The sequence below is a fragment of the Streptomyces sp. ActVer genome (genome assembly GCF_027270795.1).
GTDB lineage: Bacteria > Actinomycetota > Actinomycetes > Streptomycetales > Streptomycetaceae > Streptomyces > Streptomyces umbrinus_A.
Map to the genome: position 1 here is coordinate 1 of NZ_JAPWHT010000204.1, position 17346 is coordinate 17346.

Sequence of the window (17346 nt, forward strand, 5' to 3'; positions counted from 1 at the left end):
CCGTCGGTCGGTCCACCGGGCTCGCGGCCGGTCGCGGGCCGGGCAGGTGAGTCGCGGGCCCGAGCCGGTGACCGTACGTCGACCCGGCCCGCGCGGTCGCCCACTCGGACCGGGTCCGCGGACGTGGTCCCGGTCGCGGGCGGACCCGTACCCACGGTCCTCCGTGTATCGCCCCCTCGGCAGCGCGCTGAATCGCGCCACTGCAGCACACCGCGTCGATTCTCGGCCGAGTGACACCTCCGAGGACGGAAGACCCCACCGGGCACACCAAGCCGGTGGGGTCTCCTTCTGCCAGCGTCCGCACGCCCCTCATGCCCGGGAGGCCTACCTCACGGCCCGGCGCTCAGGAGTCGGCCGGGGCCACGTCGTCGCGCAGCACGCTGTACCGCACCCCGTCCCGCCACCGCCCATCGCGGAACCCCGCACTCCGCAGCACGCCCTCGCGGGTGAACCCCGCCTTCTCCAGGGCCCGTTGCTCGGCGATGTTCTCCACCTCGGTGTCCGCCTCGATCCGGACCACCTGCGTATGCGCGAACAGGTACTCGACCAGCAGCCGATGCGCCCGCGTACCCACCCCCTTGCCACGGGCCTCCCGCAGCAGGGCGATCCCCATGTTCCAGTAGTACGAAGTGCGAGTGGCCACGATCTTGCGCCAGGCCACGAACCCCACCGCCTCCCCGTCGAGCTCCACGATCAGATGGCCCGCCTCGTCCGTGATCAGGCCGGTCTCGGCCCACTGCCGTCGCCAGCGTCCCGTGTCCCACCAGCCGTACCACTGGAAGGGCGAGGCCTCCTCCGGGTCGGTCAGGAACCGCTCCATCACGGTCAGGCCGTCCTCGTCCACCGGGCGCAGTGTCACGTGATCCATGAAGGGCCACCCTGGGCGCGGCCGCCGGCCCTGTACTCCCTCCTGGGAAGGACACTGGCTCATTGCCGTGCCAGGCGCCTGGGCCATCGGGAAGGATGCTGCGCGGGCGCGGCTGATCACCGCACCCCGCTTGCCGTGTTCCGACTCCCTTCCGCCCCCTGCGGCATTCCGACGAAATGGAGCGCACAGATGATCCCTCCGAGCCCCGAAGGCCTCGTCGTCACGCAGGCCTCGCTCGACGACTGGCCGGTGATCAAGGGGTGGGCGGCGGACGAGGGGTGGGATCCGGGGGAGTCGGACGGCGCGTGCTTCTTCACCCAGGATCCCGAGGGGTTCTTCCTCGGCCGGATCGACGGGGAGCCGGTCTCCGCGATCTCCGTCGTCAACTACGGCGCCGACTACGCCTTCCTGGGCTGCTATCTCGTACGCCCCGACGTGCGGGGTCGCGGCTACGGCCTCACCACCTGGAAGGCGGCCCTCGCCCACGCGGGCGGCCGGACGGTCGGCCTCGACGGGGTGGTCGCGCAGCAGGGCAACTACCGCCAGTCGGGGTTCGAACTCGCCTACAAGACCTTCCGGTTCGGAGGTGTCCCGGCCGCGGGGGAGTCCGCCGGAACCGGCGTCCGGGCCGCAGAGGCGGCGGACCTCGACGCGATCACCGCCTACGACAGTGCCTGTTACCCGGCCGACCGGGCACGCTTCGTAGAGCACTGGATCAACGGGCCCGGGCACCGCGCCCTGGTCCGGATCGTCGACGGGCGGCTCACCGGCTACGGCGTGATCCGGCCCGCACTCACCTCGCTGCGCGTCGGACCGCTGTTCGCCGACACCGCCGAGGACGCCCGCGCCCTCTTCGCCGCACTGGCCGCCGAGGCCGACGGCCGCCCGGTCTCCGCCGACATCCCCGAGACGAGCGCGGCGGGCGTCGCCCTGGCCGAGGAGTACGGTCTGACTCCGTCGTTCGAGACGGCCCGGATGTACACCGGGCCCGTCCGCCCGCACGCCACGGACCGGGTCTTCGGGGTCACGACACTCGAACTGGGCTAGCCGGAGGGGCGTCTGTCGGCCGTCGTGGTCTCTCCGCGGCTGAACATCCATGCCATGCGGGGCTCTACGACGAACCGGAACACCGAACGGACCGGGCCCGAGCACAGCACCGTGATGAGCCCCACGGCGGCCGCCGTGACGGCGAGTCCGCCGAGCGGGGTACGTACCCATGCGTGGTCGTACCAGTCCCAGAAGCGGGATGCCTTGATGACGAAGCCGTGCAGCAGATAGCCGTACATCGTCCCGGCCCCCAGAGCGGTGCACCACAGGTGCCGGCCCGGTACCCAGGCCAGGAAACAGCCGGTCAGGATCAGCGCGAGGAGGAACAGCGCCGGGGTGGTGAACAGCCCGGCCCAAGCCGGCGCGCCCTGGCCCGTGACGCTGCCCCGGTGATAGAACCACCCGGCGCTGAACCAGGGCGCCACCGCGTACGCCGCACCGAGCGCCACGGCGGCCACCGGCAGCGCGAGCAGCCGTACGCGCCAGGTGCGCAGCCGCTCGAAGTGCTCGGCGCGCAGTGTCAGTCCGAGTACGAAGAACGGCAGGAACCCCAATGTCCGTTGGATCGAGATGTCCCCGCCCAGGTCGGGTGAGACGGCGGCGAACACGGCGATGCCGAGCGCGACCGGCATCGGGTGGCGCAGCGCCAGCCAGATCGGGGTCGTCAGCCGCCAGATGAACAGTGCGACCAGGAACCACATCACGTACCAGGGATCCAGCAGGCTCAGCGGATAGCCCGGATCGTCCTGCGCCCAGCGGTAGAAGAGCGTGTAGGCGGTCTCGAAGACGAAGTACGGCACGACGACACTCGTCAGCAGCCGGCGCACCCGGCCCGGCGCCATGTCGAAACTCCGGGAGAAATAGCCGGAGATGAGCGCGAACGCCGGCATGTGGAAGGCGTACACGGTCAGATACGCCGCCGTCGCGGCTCTGCTGCCGTGGGTCAGCGGCTCCCACGCGTGTCCGCAGACCACCAGCACGATGGTGAGGTACTTCGCGTTGTCGAAGTACGGGTCCCTGCGGGCGGGCGCCGGCCTGGCCCGTTTTTCCGGCAGGCGTTCCCGCAGAGCTACGGGCGCGGGGGCCGATAAGTCTTGCGACACCACATCTCCTGGCCTCGGGGCGGGCAACCGATCCGTCCCGCCTGCCCCCTCTCGTACGGCTCAGTCGTCGCGTACGTTCGCGCGCCGCGCGGACAACCGTTCGAAAGTGGCCACCATGGCGCCGGGCAGCCGGTCCGGGTCCGCGCCCGTCAGGACGACGGCGGCCTCGTAGCAGGCCTGGCAGACGGCGGCGGCGAGCACGGCCGTCTCCCGGTCGGCCCCGTTGCGCTCCAGCGCGTCGACCGCCGCGGCCGCGTACGCGCGCTGCTTCAGCAGGCTGCGGGCGAGCAGTGCGGGATCCCCGTTGATCAGGCGCTCGCGCTCGGCCAGCCATGTGGTGTGCTCGGCGATGCTGCCCACCAGTGCGCCCAGGCCCGCGCGGCCCGCCTCCAGCGCGCGGTCGAGTGAGTCGCCGATGGGGGCAAGGGCGGCGGCAGCGTCGTCGACGGCTGAGATGAGCGCCTCGCGGTGCTGGTCCTCGTCCGCGAAGAGCACTTCCTGCTTGTCGGTGAAGTAGCGGAAGAAGGTCGTCCGGCCGACTTCGGCGCGGCGGGCGATGTCGGTGACCGTGACCGCCTCGAAGCCGTGCTCGACGAAGAGCTCCATGGCCGCGTCGATCAGGGCCCCATGGGTCCGCAGCCGCTTGCGCTCCCGGAGGGGGATCTCGTCGTCGCTGCTCAGCGGCTTGCCGTTGTCCATGGCGTCAGGATATCGGGCTGTGGGGTACCCGATCCATAATGGTATCGAGTACCGTTTGGGATCGAGAGCCGATTTGCTTCCGGGTGGATCGATTCTCCATATGTGCATGCCTCACCTCCCCTCTCACGGCCGGAGCAAGCCATGTCTGCCATCCCCTCTCCCGGAACCGTCCTCCTCACCGGCGCGGGTCGCGGTCTCGGGCGCGCCACCGCTCTGACACTCCTGCGCGACCGTCCCGACCTGCATCTCCTCGTCGCCGTCCGCTCGGATCCGGACGGACTCGCGGCGCGGCTCGCCGCCGAGACCGGCTCCCCGCGGGTGCGCGGTGTCGCCTGCGACCTGGGCTCACTCGACTCCGTACGTCAGGCGGCCGACTCCGTACGGGAGTTGCTCGACTCCGGAGAACTTCCGCCGTTGCGTGCCGTGGTGGCGAACGCGGGTACGCAGGCCGTCACTGCCACGAATCGGACGGCCGACGGCTTCGAAGCCACCTTCGGTACCAACGTCCTCGGGCACCATCTGCTGATCCGGCGGCTTCAGGACCGGCTGACGGCGCCGGGGCGCATAGTCCTCGTCGGCAGCGGCACGCACTTCGGGGACTTCCGGCACACCTGGGGGCTCACTCCGCCGCCACGCACCGCACCGGTCGCCGAGCTGGCGCTGCCCTGGACGACCCCGGACGCCGACACTGTCAGGGCGGGCCGGTCCGCGTACGCGGCGAGCAAGCTGGCCACCGTGCACCTCGCCCACGAACTGGACCGCCGCACCCCCGAGGGTATCGGCGTCTACACCTTCGACCCCGGTCTGATGCCGGGAACCGGCCTCGCCCGCGAGGCGGGACCGCTGGACCGCCTCGCCTGGAACAGCCTGCTGCACCTCACCCGCGTCCATCCCAGCTCGACCAACCCGCGCACGTCCGGCCGCAAACTCGCCCAGGCGGCCGTCGCCAAGCCGGTCGCCCCGTCCGGGAGCTATCTCGACCGCGGCCGTCCCGTCCGGTCCTCGCCCGCGTCGTACGACCCCGCCCGCGAGGCCGAACTCTGGGACGAACTGGAACGGCTGGTCGCCACCAAGGGGGCCTATCCGTCCGCGTGATGGAAACGCCGGTGCAGGGCCCGCACCTCGTCGGTCAGCTCCGGGATCGGCCCCTCGACGAGCACTTCGGGGGCCACGTCCTGGATCGGCAGCGGACGGACCGGGGCAGCGGGGGCACCCAACTCTCCGAGCCAGGAGGACAGTTGCTCGGATGACGCCACGTACACGATGCGGCCCAGGCCCACCCAGCCGTGTGCCGCCGCGCACATCGGGCAGTGTTCGCCGGAGGTGTAGACGGTCGCAGCGGCCCTCTCCTCCGGTGTCAGATGTGCCGCCGACCAGCGGGCCAGCTCGAACTCGGGGTGGCGGGTGCGGTCTCCGGAGGCCACCCGGTTGTGGTCCTCGGCCAGGACCGTGCCGTCCGCGCCCACGAGCACCGACCCGAACGGCTCGTCACCGGAGTCCAGCGCCTCGGTCGCGAGCTCCACGCAGCGGCGCAGATGCTTCAGCTCGGCTTCACTCACCATGCCGTACCCGCCCTCCTGTTGACCTTGGACCGACCGTACTCAACTCCGTGCGGCGCCGCGAGGGAAAGGCGTGCCGCCGCCCCGCGGCCACGATTGCAAGCGTCAGCGTGACCAGCAGGAATGTCGTCCAGGGGAGGGCGTCGGCGCCCCGGCCCTCCAGGATCAGACCTCCGGTGAGGGAACCGGCCGCGATGCCCGCGTTGTAGACCGTGGTCTGCAGCGAGGTGGCCACGTCGGCGTTCGCGGGACCGGAGGCATCGACCAGCGCGGTCTGGATGAGCGTCGGCGCGCCGCCGAACGCCATGCCCCACAGCGCGACCGAGACCAGGAGCACGGCTCCATGACCGGCGTACGTGCCCAGCGCAAGCATCGCGGCGACGAGCAGGGCGAGCGCACCCAGCAGGGTCCGGCGCGGATGCCGGTCGATCAGCAGCCCGGTGAGCCAGATCCCGACGACGGTCGCGGCACCGAACACCAGCAGCACCAGCCCCGTACGGCCGAAACCCGCGTGCTCCGAGAACGGTGCGACGTACGTGTACATCACCTGATGGCCGACGAGCAGCGTCAGCGTGACGGACAGGACCGTGCCGATGCCGGGCAGTGCGGCGACGCGAGGCAACGGTACGCGCTCGCCCCGCGCCTCACCGGGAAAGCCCGGCACCCGGCGTCGTATCCACACCGCGAGCAGCACGGCCATCAGCGCCGGGGCGGCGAAGGCCGTACGCCAGCCGAGTGCGTCGGCCAGCGCCGTGCCGGCGGGAAGCCCCAGGGAGAGCGCGAGTGTGATTCCCGCCAGCACGATCGCGATGGCCCGGCCGCGCCGCTCGGCGGGCACCATCCGGGCGGCGTACCCCACGAGCATCGCCCACAGCGTGCCGCCCATCGCCCCGGCCACGAGCCGTGCCGTGAACGTCAGCCCGTACGAGGACGACAGCGCGGTGAGGGCGTTGGCGGCCGCGAAACCGAGCAGCGCGCCGATGAGGACGGGGCGCCGGGGCAGTCCGCGCAGCGCGGCGGTGAGCGGGATCGCGGCGAGGAACGACGCGACCGCGTAGCCGGTCACCAGGAAGCCCACCCGTGCCTCGGAGACCCCGAGGTCCGGTGCCATCCGCGGCAGCAGACCCGCCGGAAGGAGCTCCGTCAGCACGGCGGTGAAGGCCGCCGTGGACAGGGCGAGCAGTCCCGAGAGGGGCAGACCGGGCTCGGCGGGTGCAGGCGAGGGCTTGGACGCGGGCGTGCCTGGGCCTTCGGCGATCGGTGCGGTCGTCGTCATACGGCCATGCTGAAACGTTCACATCAGTGTGAGGGCAAGTCCGCCGTCGAGCGCCCTAGGCAGTTCGGCGGGCGCTGGAGCCTTCAGCGCATCAAACCGGCTCCCGCATACGGGTGCGGGCTGGTGAGCGGCCTGCCCTCGGCGAACCGGTCCAGGGCGAAGTCGGCGGCGGTGTTGGCGGTCGGCGACGACGGCACGGTCGCCGTCTCCCGCTCCGACTTCCGGCACAACGACACCGGCGAGGCGCTGCTGACGGACCGTTGACTGGCGCGCTGCCGACCACGGCCCGCCGACTGTACGAGCGACGCGGCGACCTGGCGGGAGACCCGGCCGACCCCGACGTCGTACGACATGCGTCGGCGCCGAGGATCCCCGACGAGGCCAGTCCGCGTGGCTACTTCCTGGGCGAGCGCATGGGGTTGGTCGCCAGCGGGCGCGGGTTCACCGCGGCGTGGGCCGTGCCGGACGCCCCGGACAGGGGCGCGGTGCATGCCTCCACGTCCTGACGCCCATGTCTTGACGGGAGTAACAGCCGTCCCTATCGTCACGACCGCTCATTCGTAAAGCGTCCCGAAACTTTCGGACTTGCGTGGCCGAGGCCCCACCAGGGGCGCGGGGAACTGCGCGACAAGCCACAACGCACCGGCGCCGACGTCCAACGCCCAGCACTCGCCCACCCCTTCCTCCGGACGACGAGGAGCCGCACATGAAACACCTGACTGTCCGCCAGAGACTCTGCGCGTTACTCACCGGAGCCCTCCTGCTGGGAGCCGCCCTCACTCCCTCCGTCTCGGCCTCCGCCCAGGCACCCGCGCCAACCGCCTGGACAGGCACCTGGGGCACGGCTCCCACCACCATCCCCAAGACGGACACCACGACCTTCCACGACCAGACGATCCGCCAGATCGTCCACACCAGCATCGCGGGAACCGCCTTGCGTATCCGCCTCTCGAACGAGTTCGGCAAGCAGCCGCTGAGGATCGGCGAGGTACACGTGGCCCGCCGCGCGTCCGATACCGACGAGCCGACCATCGACCCCGCCACGGACCGTGAACTGACCTTCTCGGGCAAGTCATCGGTCACGGTCCCCGCCGGAGCGCCCGCCCTCAGCGACCCCGTCACACTCCGCGTGCCCGCGCGCTCGGACATCGTCGTGAGCCTCCACCTGCCCGAGAGCACTCCGGGATCGACGGTCAACTCCTTCGCGGCGCAGCGCAGTTACATCGCGGCGGGCAACGTGACGGGCGAGACCAAGATCGAGCCCCAGTCTGTCACGGAGCGCTGGTACTTCCTGACCGGCGTGAGCGTCCGAGCCGCCTCCACAGGGTCCACGGCCACAGGGTCCACGGCCACAGGGCCCTCCGGCACGGGCGACGCATCGGCCGCCGTCGCGCTCGGCGACTCCATCACGGCCGACACCACCCTCGGCACCAACCACCGCTGGACCGACTACCTCGCCCGGCGTCTCCAGGGTCCCGGCGGCCCCCGCCACCCCGTCGGCGTCCTCAACAAGGGCATCAGCGGCAACCGCCTGCTCCACGACCCCAACCCGCCCGCAGGCCACCCCGCGGAGGCGTACGCCGCGTACTTCGGCGAGAGCGGACTCAAGCGCTTCGACCGTGATGTGGCCGCCCAGCCAGGAGTCCGTCACGTTCTCGTCCTGCTCGGCGTGAACGACCTGGGCCACCCCGGGGCCATCGCCCCGCTCTCCGAGAAGGTGACCGGACAGGACCTGATCGACGGTCACCGGCAGCTCATCGCCCGCGCCCACGAGCGCGGACTGCGGATCTACGGAGCCACCATCACGCCGTTCAAGAACGACACGCTCGGCTTCTACACGCCCGGGAACGCGGCGGCGCGCCAGACCTTCAACCACTGGCTGCGCACGAGCGGCGAGTACGACGGTGTGATCGACTTCGATGCCGCGCTGCGTGACCCGGCCGATCCCGAGCGACTCCTCGCCGCCTACGACAGCGGCGACCACCTGCACACCAACGACGCGGGCCGGGAGGCGATGGCACGGGCAGTGCCGCTGCGCCTCTTCAAGTGACCGAAGGTCACCCTGGCCCGGCCCTTCCCTCGGAGCGCCAGGCCAGGGTGACCTCTACCAACAGCGCAGCGTGGCGTCCGAATCCCGCCAGCATCCGTGATCGGGGCACCCCAGTATGAGGAGTGGAACGAAATGGCATGAATGGGAGGCCACGATGACCGCCTTTACGACGATCGACAGCCCGCTGGGCGAACTGCTCCTGGTCGGTGAAGAGACCCTGCACGGTGTGACCTTGACGTCGCTGTCCATGCCGGGCCAGCGGAACGCGCCTGCTGTGAAGCCCGGTTGGCGACGCGACCCCGACCGCTTCGCGGATGTCACCCGGCAGCTGGCCGCCTACTTCGCCGGTGAACTCACCGAGTTCGACATCGAGTTCACCCCGGGCGGCACCGACTTCCAGCAGCGCGTGTGGCATGCGCTGGAGGAGATCCCGTACGGCACGTCGACCACGTACGGCGCGCTCGCCGAGCGGCTCGGTGTGCCCCGCGAACGGATCCAGGCGCTGGGCGCGGCGATCGGAGCGAACCCCCTGCTGCTGGTGCGCCCGTGTCACCGGGTGATCGGCGCGGACGGCACCATGCGCGGCTACGCCGGCGGCGTGGAGCGCAAGGTCCAGCTCCTCACCCACGAGGGCGTCCTGCAGCCCACCCTCCTCTGACCCCTGAGGCACCTCCAACCATGAACGACACCACACACCCGGCGGCCCGCGTCGCGGCGCAGGACTGGGCCGCCCTGACCGGCGAACTCGACGAACACGGCAACGCGCTCACCGGGCAGCTCCTCACCCCCGGGCAGTGCCACGAGATCGCCGCCCTGTACGACGAGGGCGACCGGTTCCGCGCGACCGTCGACATGGCCCGCCACCGCTTCGGCTCCGGCCAGTACCGCTACTTCACGCATGAACTGCCGGATCTTGTCAGGGAGTTGCGCGAGGCGTTCTACCCGCGGCTCCTGCCCGTCGCCCGAGACTGGGCCGAGAGGCTGGGCCAACGAGTGCCCTGGCCCGACACGTTGGGGGAGTGGGTGGAGCGGTGCCACGCGGCCGGACAGTCCAAGTCCGCCCAGATCCTGCTGCGTTACGGGCCCGGTGACTGGAACGCCCTGCACCGCGACGTGTTCGGTGACCTGCTCTTCCCGCTCCAGGTCGTGATCGGTCTCGACACCCCGGGAGCCGACTTCACGGGCGGCGAGTTCATCATGACCGAGCAGCGTCCGCGCGCCCAGTCGAGGGGATCGTCCACGACCCTGCCCCAGGGCCACGGCCTGATCTTCACCACCCGCGACCGGCCCGTGGTCTCCCGGCGGGGCTGGTCCATCGGGCCGATGCGGCACGGCGTGAGCACGGTCCGCTCCGGGCGGCGGCGCACGCTCGGGCTGGTCTTCCACGACGCCAAATGATCACCCGGTCGGCTCCCCGGGACACCCACGCGCCCGAAACTCCGTTGCCCGCCCGTCCCACGGATGCTGGAGTGGCGTAATGGATCACGCAGCGGTACTGGCACTGTTCGACCGGGACATGCGCGAGGGGGCGCGCCCCTTCGGCCTCGACTCCGTGGTGGAGCGCGTCGGAGCGGTGGTTCGGCACGTCGGACCCGAGAAGGGCTGGAACGGGGTCCTCTGGTCGGACCTCTCGGACGCCGACGCTGACGCGGCGATCGCCGATCAGGTGCGCCATTTCGGGAGCCTGGGCCTGGAGTTCGAGTGGAAGCTGTACGCGCACGACCGGCCCGTCGATCTGGGCCGACGGCTGCGCACGGCCGGCTTCACGGCCGAACCCGAGGAGACGCTGATGATCGCCGAGGTCGGCGAGCTGGACCTCGACGTCCGGCCGCCGCAGGGCATCGAGCTGCGGCCCGTCACCGACGCCGCGGGCGTCGACCTCGTGGCCGACGTCCATGAGCAGGCCTTCGGCTCGGACAGCTCCCGCCTTCGCCACCTGCTGCTCACCCAGCTGGCCGAGGAACCGGACACCGTGGTCGCCGTCGTGGCTCTTGCCGGTGACGTGCCGGTGAGCTCGGCCCGCATGGAACTCATCCCCGGCACACGGTTCGCGGGACTGTGGGGCGGCGGCACCGTGGAGGCCTGGCGCGGCCGCGGCATCTACCGCGCCCTGGTCGCCCACCGCGCCCGTATCGCCGCCGACCGCGGCTACCGCTACCTCCAGGTCGACGCCTCCGACGAGAGCCGCCCCATCCTCGAACGACTCGGTTTCTCCCCGCTGACGACGACCACGCCGTACGTGCACCCGGCCTCGTAGCCGGGAGGGGCCACGCCCCCGGCGCGCATGACGACGCCGCCTCACAGATCGAGCTGGTACTCCACCGCCTTGTGCGTGGGCAGATAGCCGAGCGTGTCGTTGATGCCGCGCATGTGTGCGTTGCTGTCGGCCGTGTCCGTGAGCAGGCCGCCGAGTTCCGGGTGGCGTTCGCGGGCCTGCCGGATGGACTGTGCCTTCATCCAGAGGCCGAGACCGTGGCCTCGGTGTTCGGGCAGCACACCGGTCCCGTAGTGCTGTGCGTCCCCCCGGCCGTCGCCGGGAACCACGAGCTCGGAGAAGCCGGCGACCGAACCGTTCGCGTTGTCCACCACGGCGACGGTGTGCAGGAGTTCGCCCCGCTTGGCGATCGCCTCGGCGGCGGAGAGCACCCGGTCCACGTCCCAGACGACCTTGCCGTAGTCGGTCCCGTCCATCGGCATGTCGTCCATGGCCCGGCGCGAGTGGGCGAAGGTGAGGGCCAGTTCGGGCGGCACCGTGCCCTCCCACTGGATCAACCGGTAGCCCTCGTGGGGCTGCTCGACGATCTCGTCGATGCGGTGGAGGTCGGCGTCGGCCAGCGGGAGCCGGGCGTACGTCAGCGCCAGCACCCTGCGGAAGCCGCGCGCCGCCAGAAAGAGGTCGCCGGGGGAATCGGCCTCGGCCTGGGCGAGAACGGACCGGCGCCCCTCGTTCCGTGCCGCCGCGACGGCGGCGTCCAGGAGACCGCCGCCGACACCGCACCGGCGGTCCGCCCGGTGCACGGCGATCTCCAACTCGGCGAGATGCTCCTGCCCTTCCTTGGTGAACAGCCGCAGGAAGGCGGATCCGACCGGCGCCCCCTCGTCGTCGGACGCGAGCCACGCCAGACGGCGGCTCGACGCGCTGGGCCGGGGATCGGTGAGCGCGGTGATGCGGTGCGGCAAGGTGTCTCCGTCACGGTTGAGGTGCGGTTCGGGCTGCGGGGGGAAACCCGCAGACGCTAGCCGTGACGGAGAACGACCTGCAACAGCTTTTCGTACTGCGACGCGCCATGCGGTAGAAGGCGGACACCTCGTGGAGCCCCGGAATGCGGTGCGCCGCGATCTGTCGTGGTCAGCGGCGCCCTGCCTTCGAGCGGTCCAGGGCCGTGACGCCGAGCGCCGCGAGTCCGATCTGGATCAGCCACTCGATCCAGTCCACTCCGTTGGTGTCGGACACGTCGAACGCGTTGGCCAGCGCCGAACCGATGAGCGCGGCCACGATGCCGACCGCGATCGTCCACAGAATGCCGATGCGCTGACGGCCCGGAACAACGAGCCGGCCCAGCACACCGATGATGATGCCGATCACGATGGCACTGATAATGCCCGAGATCTCCATCTCAGCCCCTCTTCGCCCCTCTTCGTCATGCTCCTTACGTCTACGAGTGCCCCGTCGTCGTGAGTGCAGTCCGGGCGGTTTCCCTCAGCCGGCGCCGTTTCCGGTCCAGCCGGTGACTGCCAGGACCTCGCGCGCGATGTCGATCACCTCACGGTCGTCCGTGACCACCCGTACGGTGTCCGCGGGCGCCCGTTCCTCCAGCAGGCGGGCCTTGTGCGCGCTGCCCCGCAGCTCCTGTTCCAGCTCGGAGCCCAGCTCACGCCCCTTCAGCCGCTTGGCGGCGGTGGCGTCGGAGGCGGTGAGGAGCACCCGTACGAGCCGTACGTCCTCGCCCATCGCCCGCTCGAACATGCCCGCGGCCTCGGTCAGCACGCTCACGGTGTTCGTGTAGATGAGGCGCCGGTGGCCGAGCTCGGCGAAGTTCCCCCACACCGCTGCCAGATTGCGTTCGGTGATCCCTGCCCGGTGCGGATCGTCCTCCGGCGCCGGATGCACCTGCCCCATGAAGTCGCCCTCCAGCACGGCGTGGGTGACCTGCGCCCGCCGCAGCCGGGCCGAGACCTCCCAGCCCACTGTCGACTTCCCGACACCCGCGCGCCCACCGATGAGCAGAACCTCCGCATGATCCATGGGAGCAGCCTGCCAGCCGGGGGCGGGCTCCCGCGATCGAGAACCGCCCGAAGGGTTACGCGGCGCCGCCGGTCAGGCTCCACGTCCGCAGGGTTATCGGCCGCCCCCGTGATGCCCGCAGGACGGGCTCGTCGTCGGTGAGCGTGAAACCGGTGGACCGTGCGACGGCGATGCTGGCCGCGTTGTCCTCCTCGATGCACAGCACGACGCGCCGCGCTCCCGTGTGCCGCACGGCGTACTCGGAGAGGAGGCGGACGGCCCGGGAGGCAAGCCCCCGGCCCCGGTGGGCGGCTCCCACGCCGTAGGCGATCTCGACGTCCCGCTCGTCGGCCTTGCTGCGGAACAGCAGCACCTCGCCCTGGGGCAGGACCCCGTCCGTGGTGATCGCGAGCTGCACCTTGCGTCCCTGCACCCGAGCCTCCTGTGCCTCGGTGAGATAGACCTGCGCCGCCATCGTGTCGAACGGCGAGGCCACCGGCGTCCAGCGGGCGATCTCCGGGTCGTCGTACAGCTCGACCAGGGCGGGGATGTCCTCCTCGGACCATTCGCGCAGGTGAATACCCTCTCCTTCGAGCCGCAGGTACGGAGGCGGGGCGAGTGTCAGCGGGCTGTCCATGAGGCGATCCTGCCCCGCGCGCGGACCGGCGGCCAAGGGTGCGTGAGTGTCGCTCACCGCACGACGGAGCGCCCCAGATCGGCGAGCCCCTGGTCGGGAGCGGTCGCGCGGCGCACGGCCTCGCGGATGACCGACACGGGATCGCCCTGGTGGTAGATCCGCTCCGACGGCTCGATGCCGTCCAGGAACTCCTGATAGCGGACCGCGTACGCGAGATGCGCGAGGGGCTCGGCGACGGCCAGGGCGCGGGCCGGATCGCTGTCCGGCACCTGCGCCAGCCACGCGTCCGCCCAGACGCGGGCGGCACCGGCCCGTACGTCCTCGGCAAGGAAGTCGTGCACGCGCAGCGCGTCCAGGACCGGGTTGCCCCAGTGCGCGTCGGCGAAGTCGACGACCACCGGCGGCCCGCCGTCGCTGCGCCAGTTGCCGGGGTGGAAGTCGCCGTGCACGACCGTGTCCGGCAGACCGCACTCGTCGAGCAGTCGCCAACGGTCCGTCAACTTCCGTGCTACGTCCAGCTCATGGGCGGTCAGCCCGCCGGAGACAGGGCCGTCGAGCAACTCCCGGACCCGCTCGGCGAAGACGGACGTACGACGGTCAGGCAGGCTCGCGGGCCGTTCCTCCGGCCGCAGTGCGAGGGCCGCCTGCGCCGCGACGAAGCGCCGCACTCCGGAGGCGGCGGTGTCCGCCGACGCCTTCCAGCAGTCCTCGCCGGGGATGTGCTCCATCAGAATGCGCCCGCCGGCCGAGCCGAGGACGGTCGGGACCAGCCCCGGATCGACGCGGGCGAACGCGGCGATGACCTCCGCCTCGTCCGAGGCGAAGTGCGGAGTGGCCTTGAGCCAGACCGGGCCCCGGCCGGTGGGCAGCCGGAAGAGCCCGGCAAGGTTCCATGTGCGGCGCTGCTCCACCGGCCCGGTCACCGGCCGGCCCGTCCCGGCCAGCGTGCGCGTCGACCAGTCGAGCAGCTCCCGGAGTCCGTCGATCCGCGCCCAGGGAGCCCGCAGCGGATCGAGTCCGTACAACATCCCTGGATCCGCCGGGAGTTGGAGCAGCATGCCCGGACGCTCCAACGCCTCGACGTGGTACGTCACATGGCCGTCACGCCCGCCCTCCCCGCCGTCCACGGACAGCAGGCGGACCACCAACACCCGCACCCCGAGCGCCTGTTGCAGACGCCGGACGACCGGCTCGACCTCGGACCACCACGGAACGTCGACGGAGAAGGGGCCGACGGCGCCGAGAAAGTCCTCACCCGACGTCACCCACGCACTGAAAGTTCGGCTCACCGCGACAGTCTGGGCGAGCCGCCCGCGCGCGGCCAGCGAATATCGCCGGGGTACCCCGGATGGCAGACGGCACCGGACGATTGACATGCAGGTAATTGCCTGCATAACGTTGAGTGTGCGATCGGACGAGGAACCAGAGCCGGGGAGCCGGCCAGTGCCGGGCAAGGACACGGAGACGGACCAGGTCTTCAAGGCCCTGGCCGACGGGACGCGCAGACGGCTGCTCGACAGGCTGCACGAGCACAGCGGACAGACCCTGGGGGAGCTGTGCGAGCACATCGACATGACCCGCCAGTCGGTCACCCAGCACCTGGCCGTCCTGGAGGCGGCCAACCTGGTCAGCACGGTGCGGCGCGGGCGGGAAAAGCTGCACTACCTCAACCCCGTACCGCTCCACGAGATCCAGGAGCGCTGGATCGACAAGTTCGAGCGCCCGCGCCTGCGCGTGCTGAGCGCGGTCAAACGACGAGCCGAGGAAGACATGAGCGACAAGCCGACATTCGTGTACGTCACCTACATCGCCAGCACGCCCGAGAAGGTCTGGGACGCGCTCACCGACGCCGACCTCACCGCTTCGTACTGGGGCCACAGCAACGTCTCGGAGGACTGGCGCCCCGGATCCCGCTGGGAGCACCGGCGCATCGACGGATCGGGCATCGCCGACGTGGTCGGCACCGTCGTGGAGAGCGAGCGGCCCACCCGGCTGGTGGCCACCTGGGCCTCGCCCGAGGACGAGGGCCAGGAGGACAAGTACTCCAGGGTCACCTACGACATCCGGCCGCACGGCGGGATCGTCCGGCTCACCGTCACGCACGAGGACCTGGCCGACGAGACCGCGGTCAAGGAGGTGTCGGCCGGCTGGCCCGCCGTCCTGGCCAACCTGAAGTCGCTGCTGGAGACCGGCAGCCCGCTGCCGCAGGAGCCGTGGCTGGTGCCGTAGCGCCGACCGGCGCCGGGCCGGCGGGACGGACGGGTGCACGTGCGTCGGCCGGCCCGCGGTGTGAGCGCGCGGACCGGCCGACGGTCCTCATCGGCGCAGACGTCCTGCTACGTCTGTGATGTGTTCTTCGCGGACGTGGCCGCGCACAGGAACCCCAGCACCACGGCGAGAACGCCGATGATGATGCTGTTGAGCACGACGCCCGCGTCAGGGCTCTCGCCGACTATCCACGGCGAGATGATCATCCACGTACCCATGGCGCACATGGCCCAGCTCAGGCCGTACATCCGGGTCGGGGTGGTGGTGAATCCGAGGGCCAGAACGCCTATCGCGATGCCCATGATGAGGTTGTGCGTCACGAGTGCGGGCTGGCTTGTCGTGTAGTGGAGTATCCACGGGGAGGTGGCGCAGTACAGACCGAGCAGGAACACCGGTCCGTCCACGAGCGCCACATCGCGACCGCCGAGCATGCGGGCGTAGCGATCCCGCATTTCGGATACATCAGGGTGGCTGGCCATGTCACCTCTGGTGTTCGAGACGTTGGCCATGACTCGACTCCTTTGTCTCTGCAGGCCTGACCGCGACTGTGCGGTATGCGGTAGACGCCGCGTATGTACATTCTGCTCTTATTTCTTCTTTATGTGTAGAGGTGGGCGGGTCGGAGGAGGCAAGGGTTGCGTAGTCCGCACGCAGACAGTGACGCAGCCGGTACAGCCCGCGCCGGGCATGGCTCTTGACCGTCCCCAGCGGCCAGCCGGTGCGCTGGGCGATCTGGACCTGGGTGAGGTCCTCGTAGAACGTCAGCCGCAGGACCCGCTGCTGGGCGGACGGCAGCCTGGCCATCTCCCGCCGGATCAGGATCCGGTCGAGGACGGCCTCGGCCCCTTCGTTCACGGGATCGCTCAGCACCAGGACGGATCCCGCCCGGGCGACGAGCTCCGCGTGGCGCGTCCGGGCCGCCAGGGCGTCGGCGATCCTGCGTCTGGTGATGCCCACGATCCAGGCCGCGACCGCGCCGCGTTCGGGCCGGTAACCGTGACGGCCGCGCCACACCCCCAGGAAGACCTGCTGGGTGACGTCCTCGGCCTCCCTCGTGTCGCCCAGCGCTCGCCAGGCGAGTGTGTGGACCAGCGCGGACCACCTGCGGTGGGCGGCGGCCAGGCAGGCCTCGTCACCGTCGGCCAGGCCGCGGGCCAGCTCCTCGTCGGTGAGCGGCTCCTTCGAACGAACCCTTGAGGGCGTGTCACCCTCCGCCGTGACCACCGGCGGTTCGGGCATCGCATGTCCGGTCATGGCCATGGCTCCTCACGTCGTTCCCCGGTGCGGCCATCGTCGGAGCCGGGCCGTGAGGTGATCAATCCGCATCGATTCTGCGTCGTATAGTCGGCCCATGTACGAGCCGACGGGCGGTCGGAACCGCCCGCACGACACCCCTCCGAAAGCGGTCCAGGCGGCCGATACGGGCATGACGACCGGGGCAGTGGCCCGTCGGCTCGGGGTGTCGCCGACCACGCTGCGCTCGTGGGACCGCCGCTACGGCCTGGGCCCCGCCGTCCGCGCCGACGGACGCCACCGCCGCTGGACGACCCGGGACGTCGCGATGCTCGAGGCGATGTGCCGGCTGACCTCCGCCGGGGTCCCGCCCGCCGAGGC

Annotated in this window: 22 protein-coding genes; 10 read left to right on the forward strand and 12 right to left on the reverse strand. The window is 71.0% G+C overall.

Going from position 1 to position 17346, the window contains the following annotated elements; translation table 11 throughout:
* Positions 1–343: 343 nt before the first annotated feature.
* Positions 344–868, reverse strand: a complete 525-nt coding sequence (locus O3Q52_RS29035) for a GNAT family N-acetyltransferase (protein ID WP_269651656.1) — start codon at positions 866–868, stop codon at positions 344–346.
* A gap of 189 nt (positions 869–1057) precedes the next feature.
* Between O3Q52_RS29035 and O3Q52_RS29040 the strand changes: the two genes are divergently transcribed.
* Positions 1058–1915 (forward strand): GNAT family N-acetyltransferase, encoded by an 858-nt coding sequence (locus tag O3Q52_RS29040; protein WP_269651657.1) that lies wholly within the window; start codon positions 1058–1060, stop codon positions 1913–1915.
* On the opposite strand, the gene O3Q52_RS29045 is transcribed toward O3Q52_RS29040, so the two are convergent.
* Positions 1912–2982, reverse strand: a complete 1071-nt coding sequence (locus O3Q52_RS29045; protein ID WP_269651674.1) for an acyltransferase family protein — start codon at positions 2980–2982, stop codon at positions 1912–1914. The two genes, O3Q52_RS29040 and O3Q52_RS29045, sit on opposite strands and share 4 nt — an antisense overlap.
* A gap of 96 nt (positions 2983–3078) precedes the next feature.
* Positions 3079–3717, reverse strand: coding sequence for a TetR family transcriptional regulator (locus O3Q52_RS29050; RefSeq protein ID WP_269651658.1), 639 nt, complete (start codon positions 3715–3717; stop codon positions 3079–3081).
* A 141-nt stretch (positions 3718–3858) separates the two neighbouring features.
* On the opposite strand from O3Q52_RS29050, the gene O3Q52_RS29055 reads away from it, so the two are divergent.
* Positions 3859–4812, forward strand: coding sequence for an SDR family NAD(P)-dependent oxidoreductase (locus O3Q52_RS29055; RefSeq protein ID WP_269651659.1), 954 nt, complete (start codon positions 3859–3861; stop codon positions 4810–4812).
* Here O3Q52_RS29055 and O3Q52_RS29060 read toward each other — a convergent pair.
* Both O3Q52_RS29060 and O3Q52_RS29065 read right to left on the reverse strand, forming a co-directional pair.
* Positions 4797–5279, reverse strand: a complete 483-nt coding sequence (locus O3Q52_RS29060) for a nucleoside deaminase (RefSeq protein ID WP_269651660.1) — start codon at positions 5277–5279, stop codon at positions 4797–4799. The genes O3Q52_RS29055 and O3Q52_RS29060 overlap by 16 nt on opposite strands.
* Positions 5269–6552 (reverse strand): MFS transporter, encoded by a 1284-nt coding sequence (locus tag O3Q52_RS29065; RefSeq protein ID WP_269651661.1) that lies wholly within the window; start codon positions 6550–6552, stop codon positions 5269–5271. The genes O3Q52_RS29060 and O3Q52_RS29065 overlap by 11 nt, the downstream gene beginning before the upstream one ends.
* Positions 6553–6558: 6 nt before the next feature.
* On the opposite strand from O3Q52_RS29065, the gene O3Q52_RS29070 reads away from it, so the two are divergent.
* The 6 genes from O3Q52_RS29070 (at position 6559) to O3Q52_RS29095 (ending at position 10859) form a co-directional block, all read left to right on the forward strand.
* Positions 6559–6816 carry a hypothetical protein gene (locus O3Q52_RS29070; RefSeq protein WP_269651662.1) on the forward strand — a complete coding sequence of 86 codons (258 nt, stop codon included), beginning with the start codon at positions 6559–6561 and terminating at the stop codon, positions 6814–6816.
* Entirely contained in the window at positions 6813–7058 is a 246-nt protein-coding gene (locus O3Q52_RS29075; protein ID WP_269651663.1) for a hypothetical protein, read from the forward strand. Before O3Q52_RS29070 ends, O3Q52_RS29075 begins: the two co-directional genes overlap by 4 nt.
* A gap of 200 nt (positions 7059–7258) precedes the next feature.
* Positions 7259–8602 (forward strand): SGNH/GDSL hydrolase family protein, encoded by a 1344-nt coding sequence (locus O3Q52_RS29080; RefSeq protein ID WP_269651664.1) that lies wholly within the window; start codon positions 7259–7261, stop codon positions 8600–8602.
* Positions 8603–8756: 154 nt separating this feature from the next.
* Entirely contained in the window at positions 8757–9260 is a 504-nt protein-coding gene (locus O3Q52_RS29085; protein WP_269651665.1) for a methylated-DNA--[protein]-cysteine S-methyltransferase, read from the forward strand.
* A 20-nt stretch (positions 9261–9280) separates the two neighbouring features.
* Positions 9281–10000 carry a 2OG-Fe(II) oxygenase gene (locus O3Q52_RS29090; RefSeq protein WP_269651666.1) on the forward strand — a complete coding sequence of 240 codons (720 nt, stop codon included), beginning with the start codon at positions 9281–9283 and terminating at the stop codon, positions 9998–10000.
* 79 nt (positions 10001–10079) lie between these two features.
* Positions 10080–10859 (forward strand): GNAT family N-acetyltransferase, encoded by a 780-nt coding sequence (locus tag O3Q52_RS29095; protein ID WP_269651667.1) that lies wholly within the window; start codon positions 10080–10082, stop codon positions 10857–10859.
* A gap of 41 nt (positions 10860–10900) precedes the next feature.
* Here O3Q52_RS29095 and O3Q52_RS29100 read toward each other — a convergent pair whose 3' ends face one another.
* From O3Q52_RS29100 to O3Q52_RS29120, 5 genes are all read right to left on the reverse strand, one after another.
* Positions 10901–11782: a GNAT family N-acetyltransferase gene (locus tag O3Q52_RS29100; RefSeq protein ID WP_269651668.1), complete on the reverse strand. Its 882-nt coding sequence runs from the start codon at positions 11780–11782 to the stop codon at positions 10901–10903.
* Positions 11783–11951: 169 nt separating this feature from the next.
* Positions 11952–12218 carry a GlsB/YeaQ/YmgE family stress response membrane protein gene (locus O3Q52_RS29105; RefSeq protein ID WP_190228400.1) on the reverse strand — a complete coding sequence of 89 codons (267 nt, stop codon included), beginning with the start codon at positions 12216–12218 and terminating at the stop codon, positions 11952–11954.
* 84 nt (positions 12219–12302) lie between these two features.
* A complete protein-coding gene (locus tag O3Q52_RS29110) occupies positions 12303–12848 on the reverse strand; it encodes a hypothetical protein (RefSeq protein WP_269651669.1) in 546 nt (181 codons plus the stop codon).
* A 55-nt stretch (positions 12849–12903) separates the two neighbouring features.
* Positions 12904–13464, reverse strand: coding sequence for a GNAT family N-acetyltransferase (locus O3Q52_RS29115; RefSeq protein WP_269651670.1), 561 nt, complete (start codon positions 13462–13464; stop codon positions 12904–12906).
* Between the two features lie 53 nt (positions 13465–13517).
* Positions 13518–14753: an aminoglycoside phosphotransferase family protein gene (locus tag O3Q52_RS29120; protein WP_269651671.1), complete on the reverse strand. Its 1236-nt coding sequence runs from the start codon at positions 14751–14753 to the stop codon at positions 13518–13520.
* A gap of 154 nt (positions 14754–14907) precedes the next feature.
* On the opposite strand from O3Q52_RS29120, the gene O3Q52_RS29125 reads away from it, so the two are divergent.
* On the forward strand, positions 14908–15693 hold the full coding sequence (locus tag O3Q52_RS29125) for a metalloregulator ArsR/SmtB family transcription factor (RefSeq protein ID WP_269651672.1): 786 nt from the start codon (positions 14908–14910) through the stop codon (positions 15691–15693).
* A 107-nt stretch (positions 15694–15800) separates the two neighbouring features.
* Here the strand turns inward: O3Q52_RS29125 and O3Q52_RS29130 are convergent, their stop codons facing one another.
* Complete coding sequence (locus O3Q52_RS29130) at positions 15801–16241, reverse strand: SPW repeat protein (RefSeq protein WP_269651673.1); 441 nt, start codon at positions 16239–16241, stop codon at positions 15801–15803.
* On the reverse strand, positions 16213–16971 hold the full coding sequence (locus O3Q52_RS29135) for a sigma-70 family RNA polymerase sigma factor (protein ID WP_269651675.1): 759 nt from the start codon (positions 16969–16971) through the stop codon (positions 16213–16215). Before O3Q52_RS29135 ends, O3Q52_RS29130 begins: the two co-directional genes overlap by 29 nt.
* Positions 16972–17158: 187 nt before the next feature.
* Here O3Q52_RS29135 and O3Q52_RS29140 point away from each other — a divergent pair.
* On the forward strand, positions 17159–17346 hold a 188-nt coding region (locus O3Q52_RS29140; RefSeq protein WP_269651676.1), incomplete at its 3' end, for a MerR family transcriptional regulator.

What these genes read in the sequence shown, in the direction of transcription:
- O3Q52_RS29115 (WP_269651670.1), bottom strand. Translation starts at nt 13,464, where the DNA reads ATGGACAGCCCGCTGACACTCGCCCCGCCTCCGTACCTGCGGCTCGAA.
- O3Q52_RS29095 (WP_269651667.1), top strand. Translation starts at nt 10,080, where the DNA reads ATGGATCACGCAGCGGTACTGGCACTGTTCGACCGGGACATGCGCGAG.
- O3Q52_RS29130 (WP_269651673.1), bottom strand. Translation starts at nt 16,241, where the DNA reads ATGGCCAACGTCTCGAACACCAGAGGTGACATGGCCAGCCACCCTGAT.
- O3Q52_RS29040 (WP_269651657.1), top strand. Translation starts at nt 1,058, where the DNA reads ATGATCCCTCCGAGCCCCGAAGGCCTCGTCGTCACGCAGGCCTCGCTC.
- O3Q52_RS29135 (WP_269651675.1), bottom strand. Translation starts at nt 16,971, where the DNA reads ATGCCCGAACCGCCGGTGGTCACGGCGGAGGGTGACACGCCCTCAAGG.
- O3Q52_RS29070 (WP_269651662.1), top strand. Translation starts at nt 6,559, where the DNA reads ATGCTGAAACGTTCACATCAGTGTGAGGGCAAGTCCGCCGTCGAGCGC.
- O3Q52_RS29110 (WP_269651669.1), bottom strand. Translation starts at nt 12,848, where the DNA reads ATGGATCATGCGGAGGTTCTGCTCATCGGTGGGCGCGCGGGTGTCGGG.
- O3Q52_RS29050 (WP_269651658.1), bottom strand. Translation starts at nt 3,717, where the DNA reads ATGGACAACGGCAAGCCGCTGAGCAGCGACGACGAGATCCCCCTCCGG.
- O3Q52_RS29090 (WP_269651666.1), top strand. Translation starts at nt 9,281, where the DNA reads ATGAACGACACCACACACCCGGCGGCCCGCGTCGCGGCGCAGGACTGG.
- O3Q52_RS29035 (WP_269651656.1), bottom strand. Translation starts at nt 868, where the DNA reads ATGGATCACGTGACACTGCGCCCGGTGGACGAGGACGGCCTGACCGTG.
- O3Q52_RS29055 (WP_269651659.1), top strand. Translation starts at nt 3,859, where the DNA reads ATGTCTGCCATCCCCTCTCCCGGAACCGTCCTCCTCACCGGCGCGGGT.
- O3Q52_RS29080 (WP_269651664.1), top strand. Translation starts at nt 7,259, where the DNA reads ATGAAACACCTGACTGTCCGCCAGAGACTCTGCGCGTTACTCACCGGA.
- O3Q52_RS29085 (WP_269651665.1), top strand. Translation starts at nt 8,757, where the DNA reads ATGACCGCCTTTACGACGATCGACAGCCCGCTGGGCGAACTGCTCCTG.
- O3Q52_RS29105 (WP_190228400.1), bottom strand. Translation starts at nt 12,218, where the DNA reads ATGGAGATCTCGGGCATTATCAGTGCCATCGTGATCGGCATCATCATC.
- O3Q52_RS29065 (WP_269651661.1), bottom strand. Translation starts at nt 6,552, where the DNA reads ATGACGACGACCGCACCGATCGCCGAAGGCCCAGGCACGCCCGCGTCC.
- O3Q52_RS29060 (WP_269651660.1), bottom strand. Translation starts at nt 5,279, where the DNA reads ATGGTGAGTGAAGCCGAGCTGAAGCATCTGCGCCGCTGCGTGGAGCTC.